17 protein-coding genes are annotated in these 20,694 nt (G+C 60.7%); 13 read left to right on the forward strand and 4 right to left on the reverse strand.

The genetic code is table 11. The features are described 5' to 3' along the window. The first annotated feature begins 25 nt into the window (after nt 1-25). The 9 genes from pabC (at nt 26) to BUE38_RS01830 (ending at nt 9,323) form a co-directional block, all read left to right on the forward strand. On the forward strand, nt 26-835 hold the full coding sequence (gene pabC, locus BUE38_RS01790; RefSeq protein WP_234986734.1) for an aminodeoxychorismate lyase: 810 nt from the start codon (nt 26-28) through the stop codon (nt 833-835). Nucleotides 836-1,044: 209 nt separating this feature from the next. Next, entirely contained in the window at nt 1,045-2,049 is a 1,005-nt protein-coding gene (gene mltG, locus BUE38_RS01795) for an endolytic transglycosylase MltG (protein WP_084541657.1), read from the forward strand. A 107-nt stretch (nt 2,050-2,156) separates the two neighbouring features. Then, nucleotides 2,157-2,822: a dTMP kinase gene (tmk, locus tag BUE38_RS01800; RefSeq protein WP_073433300.1), complete on the forward strand. Its 666-nt coding sequence runs from the start codon at nt 2,157-2,159 to the stop codon at nt 2,820-2,822. Continuing rightward, on the forward strand, nt 2,819-3,817 hold the full coding sequence (locus tag BUE38_RS01805) for a DNA polymerase III subunit delta' (protein WP_073433301.1): 999 nt from the start codon (nt 2,819-2,821) through the stop codon (nt 3,815-3,817). Before tmk ends, BUE38_RS01805 begins: the two co-directional genes overlap by 4 nt. Nucleotides 3,818-3,973: 156 nt before the next feature. Then, the gene (locus BUE38_RS01810) at nt 3,974-4,813 is read left to right on the forward strand and encodes a TatD family hydrolase (RefSeq protein WP_073433302.1); all 840 of its coding nucleotides are present in this window, start codon (nt 3,974-3,976) and stop codon (nt 4,811-4,813) included. A 60-nt stretch (nt 4,814-4,873) separates the two neighbouring features. Next, nucleotides 4,874-5,419: a DUF1285 domain-containing protein gene (locus BUE38_RS01815; protein WP_073433303.1), complete on the forward strand. Its 546-nt coding sequence runs from the start codon at nt 4,874-4,876 to the stop codon at nt 5,417-5,419. Next, entirely contained in the window at nt 5,416-7,590 is a 2,175-nt protein-coding gene (locus tag BUE38_RS01820; RefSeq protein WP_073433304.1) for an ATP-dependent helicase, read from the forward strand. The genes BUE38_RS01815 and BUE38_RS01820 overlap by 4 nt, the downstream gene beginning before the upstream one ends. A gap of 134 nt (nt 7,591-7,724) precedes the next feature. Then, the gene (locus tag BUE38_RS01825) at nt 7,725-8,558 is read left to right on the forward strand and encodes a sulfurtransferase (protein WP_073433305.1); all 834 of its coding nucleotides are present in this window, start codon (nt 7,725-7,727) and stop codon (nt 8,556-8,558) included. Nucleotides 8,559-9,053: 495 nt separating this feature from the next. After that, on the forward strand, nt 9,054-9,323 hold the full coding sequence (locus tag BUE38_RS01830; RefSeq protein WP_146950952.1) for a hypothetical protein: 270 nt from the start codon (nt 9,054-9,056) through the stop codon (nt 9,321-9,323). Nucleotides 9,324-9,542: 219 nt separating this feature from the next. Here BUE38_RS01830 and BUE38_RS23205 read toward each other — a convergent pair whose 3' ends face one another. Beyond that, entirely contained in the window at nt 9,543-10,451 is a 909-nt protein-coding gene (locus tag BUE38_RS23205; RefSeq protein ID WP_084541658.1) for an integrase core domain-containing protein, read from the reverse strand. Between the two features lie 25 nt (nt 10,452-10,476). On the opposite strand from BUE38_RS23205, the gene BUE38_RS01840 reads away from it, so the two are divergent. After that, complete coding sequence (locus BUE38_RS01840) at nt 10,477-13,722, forward strand: hemagglutinin repeat-containing protein (RefSeq protein WP_073433308.1); 3,246 nt, start codon at nt 10,477-10,479, stop codon at nt 13,720-13,722. Beyond that, complete coding sequence (locus BUE38_RS23435) at nt 13,709-14,014, forward strand: DUF6984 family protein (protein ID WP_371860373.1); 306 nt, start codon at nt 13,709-13,711, stop codon at nt 14,012-14,014. Before BUE38_RS01840 ends, BUE38_RS23435 begins: the two co-directional genes overlap by 14 nt. 303 nt (nt 14,015-14,317) lie before the next feature. Here the strand turns inward: BUE38_RS23435 and BUE38_RS23440 are convergent, their stop codons facing one another. The 3 genes from BUE38_RS23440 to BUE38_RS01855 form a co-directional block, all read right to left on the reverse strand. After that, nucleotides 14,318-14,629, reverse strand: coding sequence for an integrase core domain-containing protein (locus tag BUE38_RS23440; protein ID WP_073433309.1), 312 nt, complete (start codon nt 14,627-14,629; stop codon nt 14,318-14,320). A 508-nt stretch (nt 14,630-15,137) separates the two neighbouring features. Then, a complete protein-coding gene (locus BUE38_RS01850; RefSeq protein ID WP_073433310.1) occupies nt 15,138-16,379 on the reverse strand; it encodes a dicarboxylate/amino acid:cation symporter in 1,242 nt (413 codons plus the stop codon). Between the two features lie 372 nt (nt 16,380-16,751). Then, complete coding sequence (locus tag BUE38_RS01855) at nt 16,752-18,431, reverse strand: electron transfer flavoprotein-ubiquinone oxidoreductase (RefSeq protein WP_073433311.1); 1,680 nt, start codon at nt 18,429-18,431, stop codon at nt 16,752-16,754. Nucleotides 18,432-18,765: 334 nt separating this feature from the next. On the opposite strand from BUE38_RS01855, the gene BUE38_RS01860 reads away from it, so the two are divergent. Next, nucleotides 18,766-19,530 carry an electron transfer flavoprotein subunit beta/FixA family protein gene (locus tag BUE38_RS01860; RefSeq protein ID WP_073433312.1) on the forward strand — a complete coding sequence of 255 codons (765 nt, stop codon included), beginning with the start codon at nt 18,766-18,768 and terminating at the stop codon, nt 19,528-19,530. A 14-nt stretch (nt 19,531-19,544) separates the two neighbouring features. Then, nucleotides 19,545-20,471 (forward strand): electron transfer flavoprotein subunit alpha/FixB family protein, encoded by a 927-nt coding sequence (locus BUE38_RS01865; RefSeq protein WP_073433313.1) that lies wholly within the window; start codon nt 19,545-19,547, stop codon nt 20,469-20,471. The last annotated feature ends 223 nt before the right edge of the window (nt 20,472-20,694 follow it).

The following is a 20,694-nucleotide window of genomic DNA, read 5'->3' on the forward strand; positions in this document are numbered from 1 at the left end:
AATGGGTTTCGTGAAACAGGATCTCGTGAACCAGACACAGTTGCCGCTCGACGACCGTGGCCTTGCCTATGGTGACGGTCTGTTCGAGACAGTGCTGGTTCGCGATGGGCGTCCACAGTTGTGGGATCTTCATCTGCAGAGGCTCCGGCGTGGCTGTCGTGTGTTGGGCATGCCGCCACCTGCCGAGTCAGAGCTGGAGAGGTTGCCTGCGACGCTGGGTGCGGGCCTCAAGGTGCTCAAGCTGATCTATACCCGCGGCAGCGGCGGTCGCGGTTATGCTCTTCCAGCTCAGCCCGTCCCTCGTCTGGTGTGGCAGGCCCAGGACTTTTCCCCGGATACACAGCGTTGGCAGGGTGTCACGGTTCGGCTGTGTCGCACTGGTCTGGCGCGTCAACCGTTGCTGGCCGGCATCAAGCACATGGCGCGCCTCGAGAATGTTCTGGCGCGGGGAGAGTGGCAGGACCCCATGGTTGCCGAAGGCCTGTTGATGGATTGCGAGGGTCTGGTGATCGAGGCCACCAGTATGAACCTGTTCTGGGCACCGGAAACAAGCCATCAAACACCGGTGTACACACCGCCCCTGGACCAGTGTGGTGTGGCGGGAACGTTGCGTCAGGCGCTGTTGGATCTTGCCGTGCTCGAGGAGCACCCTCTGGTCGCTGATCAGTTGCCCGGTTGTGCCGCGCTCTGGGTCGGCAATAGTGTTCAGGGTGTCTGGCCGGTTTCACGTCTCGAGGATGCCGACGGGCGGGAACTTGCCCGGTGGCAACCTGGTCATCTACATCGTGACCTTCAACATCAGGCGCACCTGGCGCTCGGGTATGTTGGTGGCTGAAGGGGGCGACGATCGCCATTCGGCAGTCATGTCGAATGGATAACGGTACAGGAGGTGCCGTTGCCGACCACCGAGTCGGCGCTGACTTGCACCGCTCCCGCAGAGACTGATCTCGGCAGGTGGAGGTGTGAGCGTCAATCAAGGGGGCCGGGAAGATCCACTTGATGACCGGGTTGATGGTTTCTTCTGCTGGCAATCAAGGAAAAGTCATGCGCATAGCGCTCAAGGCTCTGGTGGTGCTGCTGGTACTGGGGTTGACGGCAGCCTTTGCGGGTTATCGTTACTGGCAGTTGCAGCTCGAGGCTCCCATTGCGGTGGACGAGCCGGTTCTCTTTGAGGTTGCCCCGGGGGCTGGCTTCAATCGTGTGGTCGACCAGTTGGAAGACAGCGGCGTGCTGGAGTCCGGTTGGGCGTTCAAGTTGCTGACGCGTCTGGAACCCGGCCGCGTGCCGTCTCTCAAGCCCGGTGAATATCGCCTCGAGCCTGACATGAGCGGGCTTGATGTACTGGATCGAATGGCCAACGCCGAGGTGGTCACCTACAGCGTGACCGTTCCCGAGGGCTGGACCTTCGCACAGATGCGCAGCGCCCTGAACAGTGCCGAGAAACTGGCCCACGATACCGAGGACATGTCTGACGACGAACTCATGGCCTTGCTGGGCCGTGAAGGTGAGCATCCCGAGGGGCGCTTCTTCCCCGATACCTATGTCTATCACAAGGGCGTGAGTGACCAGCAGATCCTGAGTCAGGCGCTGCGGCGGATGGACAGCGTGCTGGCTGATCTGTGGGAGTCGCGTGACGAGGATCTGCCCTATGACACGCCTTACGAGGCGTTGATCATGGCATCGTTGGTGGAGCGCGAAACCGGAGCTCCCGAGGAGCGTGACGAGATTGCCGGGGTATTCAAGCGGCGACTAGAGCGGGGCATGCGACTGCAGACGGACCCGACCGTGATCTACGGCATGGGTGACCGCTATCAGGGCAACATTACCCGTGCCGATCTGCGCGAAGCGACCGACTACAACACCTATGTGATCGAGGGTATGCCGCCGACACCGATTGCGTTGCCGGGACGCGCTGCACTCGAGGCCGCCGTGCATCCTGCCGAGGGCGATACACTGTATTTCGTGTCGCGGGGTGATGGCACTCATCACTTCTCGCGTACGCTGCGTGAGCACAACAACGCCGTCAACAAGTACATTCTCAATCGTTAAGTACGTTCTCAATCGTTAAGTACGTTCTCAATCGTTGAGTGCAGTTTCAATCACCAAATGCTGCCTCCCTTGTTGAGGCACCACAGATCATGGGTACAGGAGCCGATATGTCCCCGCAAGTGACGCCAACCCGAGGCCGCTTCATCACCCTCGAGGGGGGTGAAGGCGTCGGCAAGTCGACCAACCTGGGTTTTGTTGTCGACTTTCTGCGTGGCCAGGGCATTGAGGTCGTCGAGACCCGCGAGCCGGGTGGCACGCCGCGTGCCGAGGCGATGCGTCAGTTGCTGCTGGCCCATGGTGATGAGCCGCTGGACAGCGATGCCGAGCTGCTGTTGGTGTTCGCCGCTCGCGCCCAGCACCTGGCCGGCAAGATCCGTCCGGCACTGGAACGCGGTGCCTGGGTGGTCTCGGATCGTTTCACCGATGCTACCTTTGCCTACCAGGGCGGAGGACGTGGCATCGACGCCGAGCGGATCGCGCTGCTGGAACAGTTTGTTCAGCGAGAGCTGGCACCGGATCTGACCCTGCTGCTGGATATGCCGCTGGAAGCCGCGGAGCAGAGGCTGGCCGGCCGGCTCGACCGCCGGGGAGAGGTACGTGATCGTTTCGAACAGGAGCAGCGTGACTTCTTCGAGCGGGTCCGTGACGCCTATCTCGCACGCGCTGCCGCTGATCCACAACGTATGTCCGTCATCGACGCCAGTGGTAGCCTCGACGAGGTTCAGGCACAGATTGCACAGCAACTGCGCAACCGCACGGCAGCCTGGTCATGACCACTGGAGAGTTGAACGCCACGCCCTTGCCCTGGCTGCTGCCGCGCTGGCGGGAGTTGGTGCGCTTGATGGACGCCGGCCGACTGCCCCATGCGCTGCTGGTTTCCGGCCCCCATGGCATCGGCAAGCAGACTCTGGCCGAGGCACTGACGGCGCGAGCGCTGTGCGCCCAGCCCGATGAGCTGGCCTGTGGCCGTTGCCACTCCTGCCATATGCTGGCATCGGGCTATCATCCTGACCTGCTCAGGGTGGTGCCGGAGGACGGCAAGCGGATGATCCGAATCGATCCGATTCGTCAGGTCAATACCTTCGTTTCCCAGACGGCTCAGCAGGGCGGCTATCGGGTCATCGAGATCAAACCGGCCGAGGCGATGAACATCGCCGCTGCCAATGCTCTGCTCAAGAGCCTCGAGGAACCGGGGGCGAGTACCCTGTTCATCCTGCAGTCGGATATGCCATCACGGCTGCTGCCCACCATACGCTCACGCTGCCAGCACTGGAGCCTGGCGATTCCCGAGCTCGAGAGCAGCCTCGGCTGGTTGGTCGAGCAGCTCGGCAGCGAAGAGGAAGCCCGCTTCTGGTGGCGTGCCGCAGGGGGACTGCCGCTGTTGGCCACCGAGATGGCCGAGCCCGGTTCTCGAGCACTGCGGCAGCAACTCCATGAAACCTTCGATGCACTGGTGCGGGGAGCCGAGCCAGTGGCGGAGGCGGCACGCCTGGATCGCCAGTCAGTGGACCGCATCCTGTGGTACGGTATCGCCTGGTTGGAGGACCTGATTCGCTTTGGTCTTTCCGGTGAGTCCGGCGACCTGCGCAACCCGGACCTGATGCCTTTGTATCGTCAGGCGGTCAAGAATGCGCGAGTGCAGGATTGGTTCCGGTTGCTTGACTATGCCCGTGAGCAGCGACGCCTGCTGGGCGAGGGCGGCAACCCCAATGCCCAACTGGTGCTCGAGGCTTGGCTGGTGCGCTGGGCGGCACTGTTGCGCTCCTGAACTCCAGTGGCCCGGGCGATCCGAGCTCCTGTGAATTGGGCCCCGGTGCACCTGCGCCGATCCTGTCGAGCAACTGCATTGTTCAGACAGTTGAAGCAGAATTTCCAGAATCAGTATTTTCCAGAATCAGTATTTTCCAGAAAAAGAGAGTCCGGCATGTTCGTCGATTCCCATTGCCATCTTGATCGCCTGTCCCCGGAAACCTGCGACGGTGATCTCGACAAGGTCCTCGACGCTGCGCGTGACCGTGGCGTCAAACAGTTTCTTGCCATCAGTGTGACCCTCGACGGCGTGCCCGGCCTGGCGGAGATCCGTTCCCGCCACGATGATGTGGTGATCTCGGCGGGAGTTCACCCGCTCCAGCAGTTGGAGCAGGAGCCGAGTGTCGAGGACATCGTGCGCTGTGCCGAGGACCACGATGCCGTGGCCATCGGTGAGTCGGGGCTGGACTACCATTACGATCATGTCTCCCGCGAACAGCAACATGAGCGCTTTGCTCGCCACCTGCAGGCAGCCACGCAACTCGGGCTGCCGATTGTGGTACATACCCGCGAGGCGCGTGAAGACACCCTTGAGCTGATTCGCCGCTATACCGACCCGGAGATTGGCGGTGTACTGCACTGCTTCACCGAGGATCTGGACATGGCCCGGGCGGCGGTGGCTCACGGTTTCTACATCTCACTGTCGGGAATCGTGACCTTTCGCAATGCCGAGTCGCTTCGCGAACTGGCGCGGGTCATCCCGCTGGATCGGCTGCTGATCGAAACCGATAGCCCGTATCTGGCGCCGGTGCCGCACCGTGGCAAGCCCAACCAGCCCGCCTGGGTGGTGGAAGTGGCCGAGTGCATTGCACAGCAGCGCGGCATCAGCCTGGAGGAGGTCGGCATGCAGACGACCGCCAACTTCCACCAGTTGTTCCGTCGCGCGGCACCGGCGGTGGATGGCGAACTTCGCCAGCAATTGATCAATGCCGGTATGGCTCACGGATCCGTTTGAGTTCTGTCCAGTTGAGTTCTGTCCGGTTGAGTTCGGGCCCAGCCATTGAGGAGGGACGTGATGCAACTTGAGCGAATCCTTGGCGGCATAGCTCCGCTGGCCGAGCGCCCCCCAATCGGGCAATGGACGCCGGAGCTGAGCGGGGATATGGATCTGCTGATTGCACGTGATGGCCAGTGGATTCATGAAGGCACCGCCATTACTCGCCATGAGCTGGTGCAGTTATTCGCCAGGATTCTGCGCCGCGAGGCCGATGGCCACCACTATCTGGTGACACCGGTGGAGAAATGGCGCATCAGTGTCGAGGACTGCGCTTTTGTGGTGGTGGAGGCAAGCTTCGACGAAGGTATCTGGACGCTGACCACCAATGTCGGTGAGCAGGTTGCGCTGGGTGAGCAGCACCGATTGGTGGTGACCGCCACGCCGACAGGAGAGCGGATTCCCCAGCTCGACCTGGTCCATGGCGTCGCCGCCCGACTGGGACGCAATGTCTTCTATCAGCTGGTTGAGCAGGGAGAGAGCCGCCAGTTGTCGGATGGCACCTGGCTGGGGTTGGAGAGCGATGGGCACTGGCAACCGCTGGGTAATGTCGAGGCCGATGAATGAAGTTGACCTCGGAGCAGCAGGCAGTTGTCAGGCATGGTGGTGGTCATGCACGGGTTGCCGCCGTGGCGGGCTCCGGCAAGACGACGACCATGGTCGCCAGAGTCCTCCACCTGCTGCAGCAGGGCGTCGACCCGCGTCGCATCATGGTGCTGATGTTCAACCGTAGTGCGCGGGAGGATTTCCAGCGTCGCCTCGCCGAGATGGCGCCATCGGGGCAGCCGCTACCAGACGTGCGTACCTTCCACTCCCTGGGGCTGCGTCTGACCCAGAGCCTGACCCGCTGGAGAGCGCTCGAGTCACGACAACTGCTGACCGCCGACTGGCAACTGGAGCGTTTGCTGCGCCAGGCGACACTCGAGGTGCTGACCGACGCCGATGCGGATCGCGACAGTGCTCTGGAGCAGGACCGCCTCGAAGCACTCGCCCACTTCAGTGGTCTGGTCAAGGCGGAGGTCATTGATCCCCAACTGGTTTATGAAAGGCTCGAGCCTGGTGACGGGAGCTCCCATTTCGTTGCTGCCTGGCATCGTGCCGAGGCGTTGCTGGCCGAGCACGGCCTGATGACCTATTCCGACCTGCTGTATCGTCCGCTGCTGGCGCTGGAGGCTGCCCCTGACCTGCAACGCCGGGTTCAGGGCTTTCTGGATCACGTCATCATCGACGAATACCAGGACGTCAATGCCGCCCAGCAGCGCCTGCTGGCCATGCTGGCCGGACGCGAGGCAGCGGTGATGGCGGTGGGCGATGCCAACCAATGCATCTACGAATGGCGTGGAGCCCGCCCCGACGCCATGCTCGACAACTTCGTCCGGGTCTTCGGGCATGCCACGGACTACCCGCTGTCGACGACATTCCGTTATGGCCACGCCCTGGCGCTGGCTGCCAACCAGGCGATCGACGCCAACCGGCGGCGGGCCGACCAGCTGTGCGTGGCGGCACCGGGTAACCCCACCACCGATATCTGTGTTCACCAGGGGGCGTCGGCATTTCTGGAACAGCTCGGTGACTGGCAACGCCAGGGACGCCAACTGGGAGAAGCGTGCCTGCTGGTGCGTAGCTGGACGCTGTCGGTGCCCATGCAGCTGGCCCTGCTGCGTGAAGGCATTCCCTTCCGTCTGGCTCGAGAGGATCGTTTCGTCTTCCGGCTGCCACTGGTCGAGGCGCTGGCCGGTTATCTGAGCCTGGTGCTGCAACCCCGTCTGCTTCAGGATCCGGCGCATCTGCTGCTGGTGTTCTCCCAGCCGACCTGCTTCGTGCCTCGCGAAGTACTGGCGGCGCTGGTCACTCGACTGGCCGAGACCCAGCGCTGGCCGGGGCGTGACGACCCACTGGTGGCGCGGCTCAAACCCCATCAGCGCCGCACGCTCAAGAAGCGCTGGGAATTGCTCTGCGAGCTGCCTCGTCTGGGCCGCTTGAGTGCTGATGCATTGCTCGAGCATGTGGTGGCCGAGGTAGATGCCGAGAAGGTGCTCAAGCGCGCTGCGGCACGCCGCGACAAGGGTGAAGAGGATGTGCGTCTACTGGATGTCCTGATCGAACAGGCGCGCGAGGTCCGGGATCTGACGACCTTCATCGAGCTGCTCCGGCGCCCGGTGGAGAATCGTGACGATGGTATTCTGATTACCACAGTGCATGGCGCCAAGGGACTGGAATGGCCGCTGGTGGTGGTCGGAGGCGTCAACGAGGAAGACTTTCCGCACTACACTCGAGATAACCCGCTGGATGCGGCGCGCCTCGAGGAAGAACGGCGGCTGTATTACGTCGCCATTACCCGTGCCATCGAAAAGCTGGTGCTGCTCCATGACGCCGGGGCCCACCGTCCCAGTCGCTTCATTGCCGAGACCGGCTGCGAGGATGCCTGCCGTCTGGCCGAGGCACTCGCCGAGTCCACGCCTCCAGCCGAGCCGGTAAGACTGGCTGCCGTGCCGCTCGCGCGTCGCTACCTGAAGGTCATCGGCAGCGAACTGCCGCTGGTCGAGGACCGCACGGCGCAGGCAGTGACCAGCGACACCTTCGTGGCGGGGGAGCGCATTCGTCATGCGGTATTCGGGGAGGGGGAAGTCAGCGTCGTGGAAGGCGATCCGGCCAACCCGGTGATTGAAGTCCGCTTCGACCAGGCCGGTCGTCGACGATTGGTTGCTCACCGAGCTCCCATTGAGCGGTTGGCCTGATTCGGACAGCGGCCGTTTTATCGGGGCACGTGTTTGACCGGGACATGTACTTTATCGCGACATGTTTTCTACGGATATGCTCTCTACCAGGACCTGTTCTCTACCAGGACAGCAACCGCCAAAGGAGGCCCGCCATGACTACTCCCTTGATTCAAGCTGACCAGTTGCGCCTTGCCCAGGCCAGCGCCGAGCCACCCCAGGTATTCGATTGCCGCTTCCGGCTCGGGCAACCGGAGGCGGGTCTGCAACTGTGGCGAGAGGCACATATCCCCGGTAGCCAGCACCTCGATCTCGATCGACATCTGGCCGATCTCAGCCGCAGTGGCGGCCGTCACCCGTTACCCGACGAGGACAGCTTCCGCAGCACGCTCCAGCAACTCGGCGTGCGCCCGGAGCGCCCCATTGTGGTGCTCGATGATATGGGCGGGCAACTGGCCGCCGCACGTGCCTGGTGGATGCTCAGCCAGTGGGCGGGCCATCCGAATGTCACCCTGCTTGATGGAGGACTTGCCGCCTGGCAGGCCATCGAAGGCGAATGGCAGACGGGAGATGACGTGGTTCCTGAACCCTCTGACTGGCAACCGCAGTTCTCCAGTGCCGGACTGATCGCGATGGCTGAAGTAGCCGCCAGTGACGCGCTCAAGGTCGACGCCCGTGCCGGTGAGCGCTTCCGTGGTGAGCAGGAACCCATGGATCCCCGTGCCGGCCATATTCCCGGTGCAGTCAATCGCCCCTGTGCCGAGAACCTCGATGGGGAGGGGCGTTTCAAGAGCGTCGCCGAACTGGACGGAGAGCTACCCCGGGCGGATGAGGCCATCGCCTATTGTGGTTCCGGGGTGACCGCCTGCCACAATATTCTCGCCTACCGAATTGCCGGGCGCCCGCTGCCGCGGCTTTATGTCGGCTCCTGGAGCGAATGGAGCAGTGACCCTACACGGCCCGCCGAAACAGACGTTTCTTCCCCCTGAACCTGAACCGATAGGCTGGCAGGTAAAGCTCACCTGTCAGCCAATTCCTGCCATATTTCTCCTGTACAACTGCCGGTTATTGACTCCTTTCTTGCTCGACCTTTCCCAGCACGCCCCTCCTTAATTCCAGCATGACTCTCCTTAATTCCAGCATGACTCTCCTTTTTCAGCACGACTCTCCTGGCAATATCTCGCTTCTTTTGCGTAGGCAATTCCCCTTAGTTTGTAAGCGATTTCTTCACTTCTATCCCGTGGCGCTCAACCGTCAGGCTGGCGGTCACTTATTTGAAGAGGAGCGGGCCGTTAGCTATTACCATGGCGTTTATCAATAAAAGGATTCTTCGTAAGTGCGTGATATCTGAAGTTGTGAATTAGCGCCGACCGGAGAACCAGACTTCGTTCGGGAACGATAACGATATGATGCTTCCATGCAGGGACGCCGCCGGACGCTACAGAGTCCGATCACATCACACCCTTGTCTCATCGGGTCGAGTGTTGTCTCGCCTGCTGCTGGTTTCGGTGTCGGGAGTGATCCTGCTGTGGCATTCCACGCTTCAGGCACAACAGGTGCCACCGATTCCACCTGACCTTGACCGCAACTTCATTCGAGGTGATCAACAGCGCCTGCTGGAAGAGCAGCAGCAGCGTCTCGAGGAACTGCAGAATCTGCCCGGTGAGCAGGCTGAACCACCATCGCCGGAAGCGGCTGAGCCTTCCCCCTGTATCGATATTGCGCAGGTGTCCTGTCCGCACTGTCCAGATTAGCAGGCTAGCGGATATTGGGTGGAAATCGCGCCATTATCCGTCTGATACTATGCTGAAACCTCTCTCGCTGCATTGGCAACGTGGGAGGTTTTCTATTTTCACGGCTAACGATTGATCAAACTGTGCCGATTCCCTCTTTCTTGATTCCGCAAGAAAACGCCAACCGTGGACAGTGATCGCCTGTCTTTTTCCTCCTACCCTGAATACCTCCGGTGCTGGTTATGGCGGAAACCACCATCCATTTATCCTGCCATTCCAGATGCTGATGAACTGAGGTGTTCTGGTCGATTTCGGTCGACCTTCCCACACTTCTGCCGGGGTATAGCCATAAAGGTGCTGGTGTGGCTTGGCATGGTTATACCAGCATCGAAACTCCGCCATCATGATCTTGAGGTCAGCATCGTCAATAGGAATTACCGTATTGAGGTGCTGCTTCAGGGTGCCAAAAAACCGTTCGATTCTTCCGTTCTGCCAGGGGCAGTGTGGTGCGATGGTCTGTAACCGAATGCCGAGCCATGCCAGTGCTGTCCTGAGCAGCATCGAGTTGAAGCAGGCTTCATTATCGACACGTATCTGCTTTGGCATACCGAAGCGACGGCAGGCGGTGATCAACTCGCGCAGTATCCTTAGGCTTCGTTTGTCTTCCAGCACGCACAGTTGCAGACAGGCCCGTGAGCCATGATCCAGCAACCCCAGAATCATTCGCTGTCGCCCGGAAGCATCCGCCTTGCCGGTCAGATCCAGTCCCCAGGTGCGATTGCAGGGCTGGGGGCGGGGCACGCGGTGCTTCAGCTTTCTTCGTAATCTCAGTACCTCGACCCTGGACTGACATAGCACCTTGGCCACGTAACTCTTGCTCACACTGATACGGCGTTCAGCGAATTGTCGGTTGAAGCACTCAGCAATAAGGCGACAGCCCAACTGCGGTGAACAGGCTTTCAAGCGGATGATCTCGTGCCTTACCCAAGGCGGTTTTGGCCTGCCGCGTGTTGTGGGGCGAGGGTATGGCATAAAACGGACCGAGGACGAACAAGGCCGCGACTCGGGCCTCACCTCAACCCCTAACCATCGTGCCAACGTCGAGATAATCGCGATCACCCACCGCTTCAGGGCTTGCCAACGCTTCATGTGGCTTTCCTTACTCTAAAGGTTCTTGCAGCGCCTGATTACCGAACAGATCAAGCAGTTGACCGGCCAGCGCACGGTCACTGTCACCAATGCCCCCTCGCAAGTGACGGCGGGCGGCAATGTGGATATCCAGGCGGGGTCGGATATCTCGCTGGTCGGCTCGCGAGTGGAAGCCGGTGGCGGGGCGCCGCGTACCCCGGATGAGAGCTCCCCGACGCGGGGAGAGGATGCGGAGGGCGGCAACATCCGCCTGAGTGCTGGGCGTGACATCACGCTGTCGCCCGGTACCAGTGGCAGCGATCAGCAGCAGTGGGAGTCGGAAAGTCGCTACGGCATCTCGTTCGACAGTGACGAGAATAGCGTATCGGTGTTTGTGGGCCGTGAGTCCGAAGCCGAAGGCCACGGCCTGGCCAGCCAGCAGAGTGTCGGCAGTGAGCTGTCGGCGTCCGGCAATGTCGAGGTCAATGCCGGTCGCGATATCACCCAGGTCGGTGGCCGCACCTCGGCAGGCGAGGACATCACCTACACCGCCGAGCGTAACATGAACCTGCTGTCGGGCAGCAACACCGAGCGCACCACCGAGACCCATGAGCAGACCCGCAGCGGCTTCGGGACCAGCGTCAACCACAACTTCGGCAACGCGCGGGATGCCATCCAGGGCGCCGGAGAAGGCGACAACACTGTCAGCCAGGCCAGCAGTACGCTCAAGGCGGTGGACACGGTCAGTCGGACCGCGGCGGGCCCGACCTTCAGCGGCAGCCTGGGACGCTCGGGCGAAGACATCCGCGTTACCGGGGAAGACGTCCGGGCCGCGCCCGCCGAGCTGAACGCCGGTGGCAGCGTCTCCATCGGTGCCGGGAAGGACGCCACACTGGAAGGCACTCGGGTCAATGCAGGCGAGGATATCCTCGTCGAGGCCGACAACATCTTCGTCCGCCCCGGCGCGGAGAGCGCTTCACAGCAGACCGAAGCCCGCCATGAGTGGTCAGGGATCCGCCAGGAAGGCAACAGCGTCGGCGGGGGCGCCAGTCTGGGCGTGGATACCGCGGACATCGAACAGACTTCCGGGGCGGGAGCACAGCTTGCCGCCGGTGGCGATGTCGATCTGATCGCCGAGGATGCCCTGCGCATCGAGGGCAGTGATGTGGCGGCGGGCAATGATGTCCGGCTGGAAGGCACCACGGTGGATATCGTCGCCTTCCAGGGCGATTACAGCGAAGTCCATGACGGTGAGCAGATTGGCGGCGAGGTGGGCATCACCGCCGGTGGAGAAGGCGGCACCCTGGGCTACTACGTCGAGGTCGAGGGTGGCCAGAACGACCTGGTGCGTGACGATCAGCAGCACCGCAACAGCCGCATCACCGCAGGTGATCGACTGGAGGTGGTCAGCACCGACGATGCCACCATTTCCGGGGCCAACCTGACCGGCAACGAGCTGGATCTCGACGTGGGCGGCGACCTGCTGGTGAGCTCGGTGCAGGACGAGGGTGCAGTCGACGGACAGCGCTGGGATGGCAAGCTTCGGGTCACCGTCGGCGCTGGAGTCTCGGTGTCCGGCAGTGCCGGTTACGGCGAGACCGAGGGCGAGAAGGCCTGGGTGGCCGACCAGACCCGCCTGATCGGCCGAGAGCGTGTGGATATCGACACCGTCGGTCACACCCAGGTGGATGGTGCGGTGATCGCCAATGTCCGCGAGGACGGTAGCGACGGCGGCAACCTGAGCCTGACCACCGATACCCTGGCGGTCACCGACATCCACGACAGCCACACGGAAGACAGTCACTACACCCGGATCAGCGGCAGTTGGGAGAGCGAGAAAGCCTACCAGTCAAGAGGCTCCGACAGCGACTACACCCAGACCACCGGCAAGCCACGTGGCGACGAGACCGGCGATACCCTCGACGAGCGGACCACCTGGGGCATCGAGGGCAGCTACAGCAGCCTCGACCGCGAGCAGATCAACCGCGGCACCATCGGCCAGGGCGAGATCACGGTCCACCACCCGGACTCGGACCTCAACACCGAACTCGCCGACATCAACCGCGATATCGACCGTGCGCAGGAGATCACCCGGGACGAATCCGAGACCACCGAACTCTATGTCACCGAAACCTCGGTGGAGGATGCGGCGAACCCGGTAGACACCGTCAATCGCTGGGGTGAGCAACTGCAGAATCTGCCGCAGAAGTACATCGAACTGCCGCAGGAGGTGAAGGATAACTACGTGCAGTTGGAGCGGGGGCTCACCGCATTGGCGACCGATGCGCCGGAGGATAGTGTTGCGGCATTCGAAACGATGCTGGCGATAGCAGATCCTAACGCCGATGGGACGGGGATTACGGATAAAATCTACGACACCCTTATTTTGCGTTATGGCAAAGACGCTGCAGATCAGGCGATGGAAGGGCTCAAGGCTCTCGACAACCCAGTTTCTCGTACTCTTATGGAGCTGCACCGGGAGGATCCAGAGAAAGCAAGGGAAGTTCTGACCGCTCTGAGGGAGGTTCTGCCTGAAGACAATGACAGTTCTGCCCTTGATCAGCGATGGGCTGCGATATCAACGACCTGCTCTCGCGCTCCTTCAGTCTGTGGTGCGGTCGCCGGGACTATTGGTATGGGGGCATCCGGTACGACTGACAGCGGCCAGCAGCCGGTCGTATCCGATGATACTGACATGGCCATTGTTTCCACTTGTATGCTCATACCGTCCTGTTTGGGTCTCATGGAAATGGCGGTGCCGTCAATTGCGGCTGATGGCGAGCTGGCTGATGGCAGTCGAACAGAATACCCGGCAGAGGCAGGCCAATTGCCTGCTATCCCTGGTTACCCGGCCGAGAATGAGTCGCAGGTTACCAGCACCGAATACCCCACGTACGACATCGATCGCCCCGGGCGCTATGAGACGCCAGTGGTCGATGGTCAGACCGGCCAGACCAGTGCAGGGGGCTATCAGCCCGCAGGTACGGAACTGATTGGTGGGGCGGTGTATAGTGAGGGAAGTGATGCCACAAATAAGAGATTGCCCGAAGGGGGTTCATTTGGTCGAAACGCGAACCAAGACTATCACGTTTGGCGCCATGTCGAAGATGAGCTTGGTATGAGTCGACAGCGTGTCCAGGATGCAGTTGTGGCTGACCTACCGCCTGTTAGCAACCTGTCCAGCGGTCTTAACGTGCGGTTCGTGACCGTGGATGGCGTGCGGTTGCAATACAATGCTTTCAAGTTGCCTGATGGCACGGTAAATATTGGGCGGATCCATGAGGAAAATTGAACCGGCAGAGGAAAAGCTTATTGCATTCCTTACTCGAGTCGGCGATGTACAGCTTTCGTTGCCCGCCAAGCAGTTAGTTTGGGTAGTGAACCAAGAAATGCGGTCAATTAGAGCTGATTATTGCCCTGTGGGGTGCCGTGTTCGCTCGGTTGCCTCATACGAATTTGAGGACGATGATGGCGTTCCGATCATTGCTACATTGTTCTTGACCGATGATGGCCGGTTCGGGGAGCTGGACTTCTGGAAGGTTAATGATGAACCTGTTTTAAGATTGCCATCCATATCTCCCTAATGGTCGTTCTAATGATGCCTATGATACTCCGATAGAAAGCGGTCCGGTTGTCCTGTCCGCACTGCCTAGGTTAGCAGCCTAGCGGATATTGGCTGGAAATTTCGCCATTATCCGTCTGATACTATGCTGAAACCTCTCTCGCTGAATTGGTAGCGTGGGAGGTTTTCTATTTTTACGGTTGATTTTTGATCAAACTGTGCCGCTTGCTTCAAGTCTTATTCCACAAGAAAACGCCAGTCATAGACAGTGATTGCCTGTTTTTTCTCAATGCTATCTGATGGTTTTCGGTCCATTCATCCTTTCCTATGGCGGAAACCACCATCCATTGATCCTGCCATTCCAGATACTGATGAGCTGGGGAGAATTGGTCGATTTTGGTCGACCTTCCCACACTTCTTCCCCGTAAAGGTGCTGATGTGGTCGGGCATGGTTATACCAGCCTCGAAATTCCATCATCATAATCTGAAGGTCAGCACCCTCGATAGGAATTATCGCATCGAGGTGCTGCTTGAGAGTGCCGAAGAATCGCTCGATTCTTCCATTCTGCCAGGGGCAGTGTGGCGCGATGGCCTGTAGCCGAATACTGAGCCAATCCAGCGCTGTCTTGAGCATCATCGAGTTGAAGCACGTTTCATTATCGACACGTATCTGCTTGGTATTGGAGGTTTACTCTTCCACGTCGGGCGAAAGCATGAAAATTTGATTTTCAGGAGTGGATTTCTGTTTTAAATGAAGCAAAGAAACGGCTGGCGTGATAGGCCATGCATTAAACTGTCCCGTCCTCTTTAGCTACTCTAGCAGACCAATGTTTTCTGCTGAAAGCCTCTCCATTCTCCTCCGACGCTATGCCAAAACCTCCTACGCTGAGCTGGCAGCGAAGGAGGCTCTGCATTGGAATGGCTAACGGCTGACCAAACGGTGTCGCTTGATTATTAACCCGGCATGCTTTCATGCTGGGTTAATGGCGGCACAGGGACGTGCCGCCGTCGGCCATCAGGCCGACGCGAGACCGCACCACACCAGCAGATCCGCGCATCTGTGCCAGTGTGATGCGGACGACAATCAAATCGATCAGGATGAGCTATTTGATTGCCATGTTAATAGTTCCAGCCTGGGCACCGGCCTATGGACGCTCCAGTGCCTCGCTTTCGGTTTCCGGACTACTTCCCTTCGGGCTTCGCTGGGTACGGGCCAGCAGCATGGCATTGGCGGTGTTGCCCATGACGTTGAGTGCGGTGCGGAAGCCGTCGGTAAAGCGGTCGACACCGGCGACTACGGCGACGCCCTCCAGTGGCAGGCCTGCGGCGGAGAGCACTGTGCTCATGGCCACCAGTCCGGCGCCGGGAACGCCCGCGGTGGAGAATGACACCAGCAGGCCGGTGGCAAAGATGGTGATGACCAGCGTCAGAGTGACATCGACACCGAACAGCTGTGCCACGAACAGGGCATTGAAGCCCTGGAGGACGGCGGCACCATCTCGTTTCAGCGCCGTGCCGAAAGGCAGGGCGAAGGCCGTCAACTGATGTGGGGCACCGTAGGCTCGGGCATTCTCCAGTGCAATGGGCAGGGTGGCGTTGGAGCTCGCGGTACCCAGGGCGAAGCTGAGTGACTCACCGAAGTGTCTCAGGTAGGCACCGGGGCGTGCGCCGGCCAGCGCCATCAGCGCCAGGTAGAACAGGGCCATGGCGGCGATGGCCAGTAACAGCCCGACCACATAGAGTCCGAGCTTGACCATCAACTCCAGTCCCTGGGTGGCCACCACAGAGGCAATCAAGGCGAAGACACCGATCGGTGCCAGCTTTAGTACCATGGCCAGAATCTTGAGTGTGATGTCGTAGCCGCTTTCCAGCACCTTGATGAAGGGTTGGCTCTGCTCGGGGAGCTGGCGCGCGGCGATACCCACCAGGGCGGCGGCGATGATGATCTGCAACAGGTTGGCATCGGCCAGGGCCTCGAAGGGGTTCCTCGGCACCAGGCTGACCAGCCATTGGGTCAGCGGCATCGGCTCGGCGGCCTGGACGTTGGCCTGTCCCACCTCACCGATCCCGGTTCCCGGTGTCAACCAGGCTGCCACCGCCATGCCGATGGCGAGCGCCACACCACTGGTGACGATGTACAGGCCCAGCAGCTTTCCGGCATAACGACCAACATGCCCGCCACGTTCCACCTGGGTGAAGCTAAGCACCAGGGCGCAGAACACCATCGGCACCACAATGAACTGCAGCAGGCGCAGAAATACCTGACCCAACGGTGTCAGTAGCTGCTGGTCGAGTGGTGCTGCCCACTGAGGTACCAGCAGGTTGATGGCGCCGCCGGCAATGACGCCCAGTATCAATGCCAGCAGTATCTGGCGAGTGTGAGCCATGGTGCCTCCCGAGGCGGTTGTGTGCAGAGAAGGGCCGACCTGTCGCAACGGTGGCTGGCGGTACCGCGGTTGTCCGAGGGTCGGAGGCTGCAGAGTTTTCAAGGTGGCACACTATTGTGGCCGCTATGGAATATCTCAAGTGATACTTTATTCCATATGGTTATGCTGATGTTCTTCTAGAACAGGATTCCTGAAAATCAGCGCTCCTGGAGCATAGGGCTCCTGTAAAGCCAGTGCTCTTGCGGGGAAGGGGAAGGCAAATGCAAGTGGGATTCGGTAGGAGGGAGAAGTGGAGGTGACGCTGAGGCGAGGATGACAAGGGCACGAACCAGGCGCGAGGCCTGGTCCGTGGGGTAGTCATGTCGAAAAGGGTTACATATTCGGGTAGTTGGGGCCGCCGCCACCCTCTGGAGCCACCCAGGTAATGTTCTGCGCGGGGTCCTTGATGTCACAGGTCTTGCAGTGCACGCAGTTCTGGAAGTTGATCTGGAAGCACGGCTTGCCCTGGTCATCCTCGACCACCTCATACACTCCGGCTGGACAGTAACGCTGGGCCGGTTCGGCGAAGGTCGGCAGGTTGTCGCGAATCGGCAGCTCTGGATCGGCCAGCTTGAGATGGCACGGCTGGTCTTCCTCGTGGTTGGTATTCGACAGGAAGACCGAGGACGGCTTGTCGAAGGATAGCTTGCCATCGGGCTTCGGGTAATCGATGGGGCTGAACTGGTCGGCAGCCTGCAGCGCTGCATGATCCGGCGTGGTGTCGTGGATATTGGGCAGCTTGTTGCCCAACAGCTGGTGGGCAAAATTCCAGGCGCCCCCCATCACGGTGCCGTACTTGTGGATCGCCGGGCCGAAGCTGGCGGTTTCCTTGAGCTCCTTGTAAGCCCAACTGGACTCCCAGGCGGTGGTGAACGCGGTCAGTTCCTTGCCGCCTTCGTTTTCGGCTGCCTGGTCGCCCAGTGCGGTGAACACGGTTTCCGCGGCCACCAGACCGGACTTCATGGCGGTGTGGATGCCCTTGATCTTGGCAAAGTTCAGGGTGCCGGCATCACAGCCGATCAACAGGCCGCCGGGGAAGGTCATCTTCGGCAGGCAGTTGAGGCCGCCCTTGGTGATGGCCCGCGCGCCATAGGCAACGCGCTTGCCGCCCTCGAGATACTGCTTGAGTACCGGGTGGTGCTTCATGCGCTGGAATTCATCGAAGGGCGACAGGTACGGGTTCCGGTAGCCCAGGTCCATGATCAGGCCGACCACCACCTGCTGATTCTCGGCATGGTAGAGGAACCACCCGCCATGCGCCCCACTGGCCTCCAGCGGCCAGCCGGAGCCATGCAGAATCAGGCCGGGCTGGTGGTGTTCGGCAGGCACGTCCCACAGCTCCTTCAGGCCGATGCCATAGTGCTGGGGATCCTTGCCCTCATCGAGGCTGTATTCCTTGATCAGGCGCTTGCCGATATGGCCACGAGAGCCTTCGGCGAACAGGGTGTACTTCGCGCGCAGCTCCATGCCCGGCATATGCCCGCTCTTGGGGCTGCCATCAGCAGCGACGCCCATATCGCCGATCAGAATTCCGCGCACCACGCCATCTTCGATGATGGCTTCCTGGGCGGCAAAGCCGGGGAATATCTCGACCCCCAACCCTTCGGCCTGTTCGGCCAGCCAGCGGCACAGGTTGCCTGCGGAGATCACGTAGCGAGTGATGTCGCCGCCGGTGTTGTGCATGGATTTCGGCACCAGGGCGTTGGGCAGCTTCTGGGCTTTGTCGTTGTCCTTGAGCAGATACAACTCGTCACGTAGGGCAGGTGTGGTCAAGGGTGCGCCGCGCTCCTCCCAGTCGGGGAACAGCTCGAACAGCGCACGGGGCTCGAGAATGGCACCGGAAAGAATATGCGCGCCGACTTCGGAGCCCTTTTCCACCACACAGACGGTGAGTTCCTGTTCGGCTTCATTGGCCTGCTGCATCAGGCGGCAGGCGGCAGCCAGTCCAGAGGGGCCTGCACCAACGATGACAACATCGAATTCCATGGTGTCGCGTTCTATTTGTTCTGTCATCGAGAGCTTCTCCTCCTTTGGGGGGACGTTACCGGCCGGTCCGTACCACTAACGTCGAACGATTTTAAACGGTCGTTTGCTTCTAGGTATGTCCCATGATAGGCATAATAGCGTTGCTGGGTCACCCTTGCGATGGGTGGCCATGCATGAACATCTAAGGTCATAGCGGATTGTTCCACATCAATAGCTGAACGCAGCGACCGGCTCTGGAATAATTTCGCAGGCTCATTTTCCTGCAGGTCGCGTTGGCGACCAGGCTCAGAGACACTGCTGTGCGGCACCTGCCGTTGTGTTCTTTCATCCAGGGTTCCGGGGTGAACCAAGCGAGGACAATATGAAGGTACTCGTCGCGGTTAAACGCGTCATCGACTACAACGTCAAGATCCGGGTCAAGCCCGATAACTCCGACGTCGATCTCACCAACGTCAAGATGGCCATGAATCCCTTCTGCGAGATTGCCGTGGAAGAAGCGGTGCGCCTCAAGGAAAAGGGCGTGGCCACGGAAGTGGTCGCCGTCACCGTGGGTCCCAAGGCCGCCCAGGAGCAACTGCGTACCGCGCTGGCGCTGGGTGCCGATCGCGCCATTCACGTCGAGACCGATGAGCGTGTCGAGTCTCTCGGTGCCGCCAAGGCACTGGCAAAGGTGGTGGAGCAGGAACGCCCGCAACTGGTCATCCTCGGTAAGCAGGCTATCGATAGCGACAACAACCAGGTCGGCCAGATGCTCGCCGCCCTGACGGGGATGCCCCAGGCAACCTTCGCCTCGGAGGTCGTGGTTGATGGTAATGGTAGCGAGGGCGACAAGCTCAAGGTAACCCGCGAGATCGACGGCGGTCTGCAGACCATCGAGCTGGCTCTGCCGGCGGTGGTGACCACCGACCTGCGTCTCAATGAGCCGCGCTACGCCAAGCTGCCGGACATCATGAAGGCCAAGAAGAAGCCGCTGGACGTCGTTACCCCGGCGGATCTGGGCATCGAAGTGGCCTCTCGTGTCAAGCTGCTCAAGGTCGAGCCGCCCGCCGAGCGTCAGGGTGGCGTCAAGGTCGGCTCGGTGGATGAGCTGGTCGACAAGCTGAAGAATGAAGCCAAGGTAATCTGAGAGGAGATGATCTGATGAGTGTACTGGTTCTGGCAGAACATCATGACGGTCTGCTCGCGGATGCCACGGCCCATGTAGTGGCAGCGGCTCAGGCCATTGGTGGCGATATCGATGTGCTGGTCGCGGGCCAGGATGTTGGCGCCATCGCCGAAGCGGCGGCGAAGCTGGATGGAGTAGGCCGCGTCCGCGTCGCCGACAGCGCGACGTTCGCCCATCAACTGGCCGAGCCGCTGGCCGACCTGCTCAAGGCGCTGGCCGACGACTACAGCCATGTGCTGGCCGCCGCCTCGACCACCGGCAAGAACGTGCTGCCGCGTCTGGCCGCGCTCAGCGATGTTGCGCAGATCTCCGAGATCATTGCAGTGGAGAGTGCTGATACCTTCAAGCGTCCGATCTACGCCGGCAACGCCATTGCCACGGTGCAGAGTGAAGACTCGCTCAAGGTCATTACCGTACGTGCCACAGCGTTCGATGCGGTTGGCCAGGGCGGTTCCGCCAGCGTCGTACCGGTCGAGGCGGACGTCAGCAACACGCTGTCGAGCTTTGTCGGTGAAGAGCTGGCGCAGAGCGATCGCCCCGAACTGGGTGCCGCACGAGTGGTGATCTCCGGTGGCCGTGGCATGGGCAACGGTGAGAACTTCAAGCTGCTGGAAGGTATCGCCGACAAGCTCGGGGCCGCCATTGGCGCCTCACGGGCGGCAGTGGATGCCGGCTTCGTGCCCAACGATATGCAGGTTGGTCAGACCGGCAAGATCGTGGCTCCCGAGCTGTATATCGCCGTGGGCATCAGTGGTGCCATTCAGCACCTGGCGGGCATGAAGGACTCGAAGGTGATCGTGGCGATCAACAAGGACGAGGAGGCGCCGATCTTCCAGGTCGCGGACTATGGTCTGGTCGCCGACCTGTTCGAGGCCGTACCGGAGTTGGACAGCAAGCTGTAAACGAGCTTCGAGCTTCGAGCTTCGAGCTTCGAGCTTGTGCTGTTTCGATCAACGCCCCTGCCGGGTAGCAAGCCGGCAGGGGCGTTGCTTTTCCTGGAGAGCTTTTTCAGAAGAGTTTCTTCAGGAGAGCTTTTCTGAGAGAGCTTTTGTGAAAGAGCGCTTGTTTTATGGGCGGGGGACGACGCTCGGTATCCATATGGTCATTGATAATAATTCGTGTTTA

This window comes from Halomonas cupida, assembly GCF_900142755.1.
Taxonomy (GTDB): domain Bacteria; phylum Pseudomonadota; class Gammaproteobacteria; order Pseudomonadales; family Halomonadaceae; genus Halomonas; species Halomonas cupida.

Coding starts and splice junctions, on each gene's coding strand:
- BUE38_RS01820 (WP_073433304.1), top strand. CDS start 5,416: ATGAAGTTGACCTCGGAGCAGCAGGCAGTTGTCAGGCATGGTGGTGGT.
- BUE38_RS01810 (WP_073433302.1), top strand. CDS start 3,974: ATGTTCGTCGATTCCCATTGCCATCTTGATCGCCTGTCCCCGGAAACC.
- BUE38_RS01860 (WP_073433312.1), top strand. CDS start 18,766: ATGAAGGTACTCGTCGCGGTTAAACGCGTCATCGACTACAACGTCAAG.
- BUE38_RS01825 (WP_073433305.1), top strand. CDS start 7,725: ATGACTACTCCCTTGATTCAAGCTGACCAGTTGCGCCTTGCCCAGGCC.
- BUE38_RS01850 (WP_073433310.1), bottom strand. CDS start 16,379: ATGGCTCACACTCGCCAGATACTGCTGGCATTGATACTGGGCGTCATT.
- BUE38_RS23435 (WP_371860373.1), top strand. CDS start 13,709: ATGAGGAAAATTGAACCGGCAGAGGAAAAGCTTATTGCATTCCTTACT.
- BUE38_RS23205 (WP_084541658.1), bottom strand. CDS start 10,451: ATGAAGCGTTGGCAAGCCCTGAAGCGGTGGGTGATCGCGATTATCTCG.
- BUE38_RS01855 (WP_073433311.1), bottom strand. CDS start 18,431: ATGACAGAACAAATAGAACGCGACACCATGGAATTCGATGTTGTCATC.
- tmk (WP_073433300.1), top strand. CDS start 2,157: ATGTCCCCGCAAGTGACGCCAACCCGAGGCCGCTTCATCACCCTCGAG.
- mltG (WP_084541657.1), top strand. CDS start 1,045: ATGCGCATAGCGCTCAAGGCTCTGGTGGTGCTGCTGGTACTGGGGTTG.
- BUE38_RS23440 (WP_073433309.1), bottom strand. CDS start 14,629: ATGATGCTCAAGACAGCGCTGGATTGGCTCAGTATTCGGCTACAGGCC.
- BUE38_RS01815 (WP_073433303.1), top strand. CDS start 4,874: ATGCAACTTGAGCGAATCCTTGGCGGCATAGCTCCGCTGGCCGAGCGC.
- BUE38_RS01865 (WP_073433313.1), top strand. CDS start 19,545: ATGAGTGTACTGGTTCTGGCAGAACATCATGACGGTCTGCTCGCGGAT.
- BUE38_RS01805 (WP_073433301.1), top strand. CDS start 2,819: ATGACCACTGGAGAGTTGAACGCCACGCCCTTGCCCTGGCTGCTGCCG.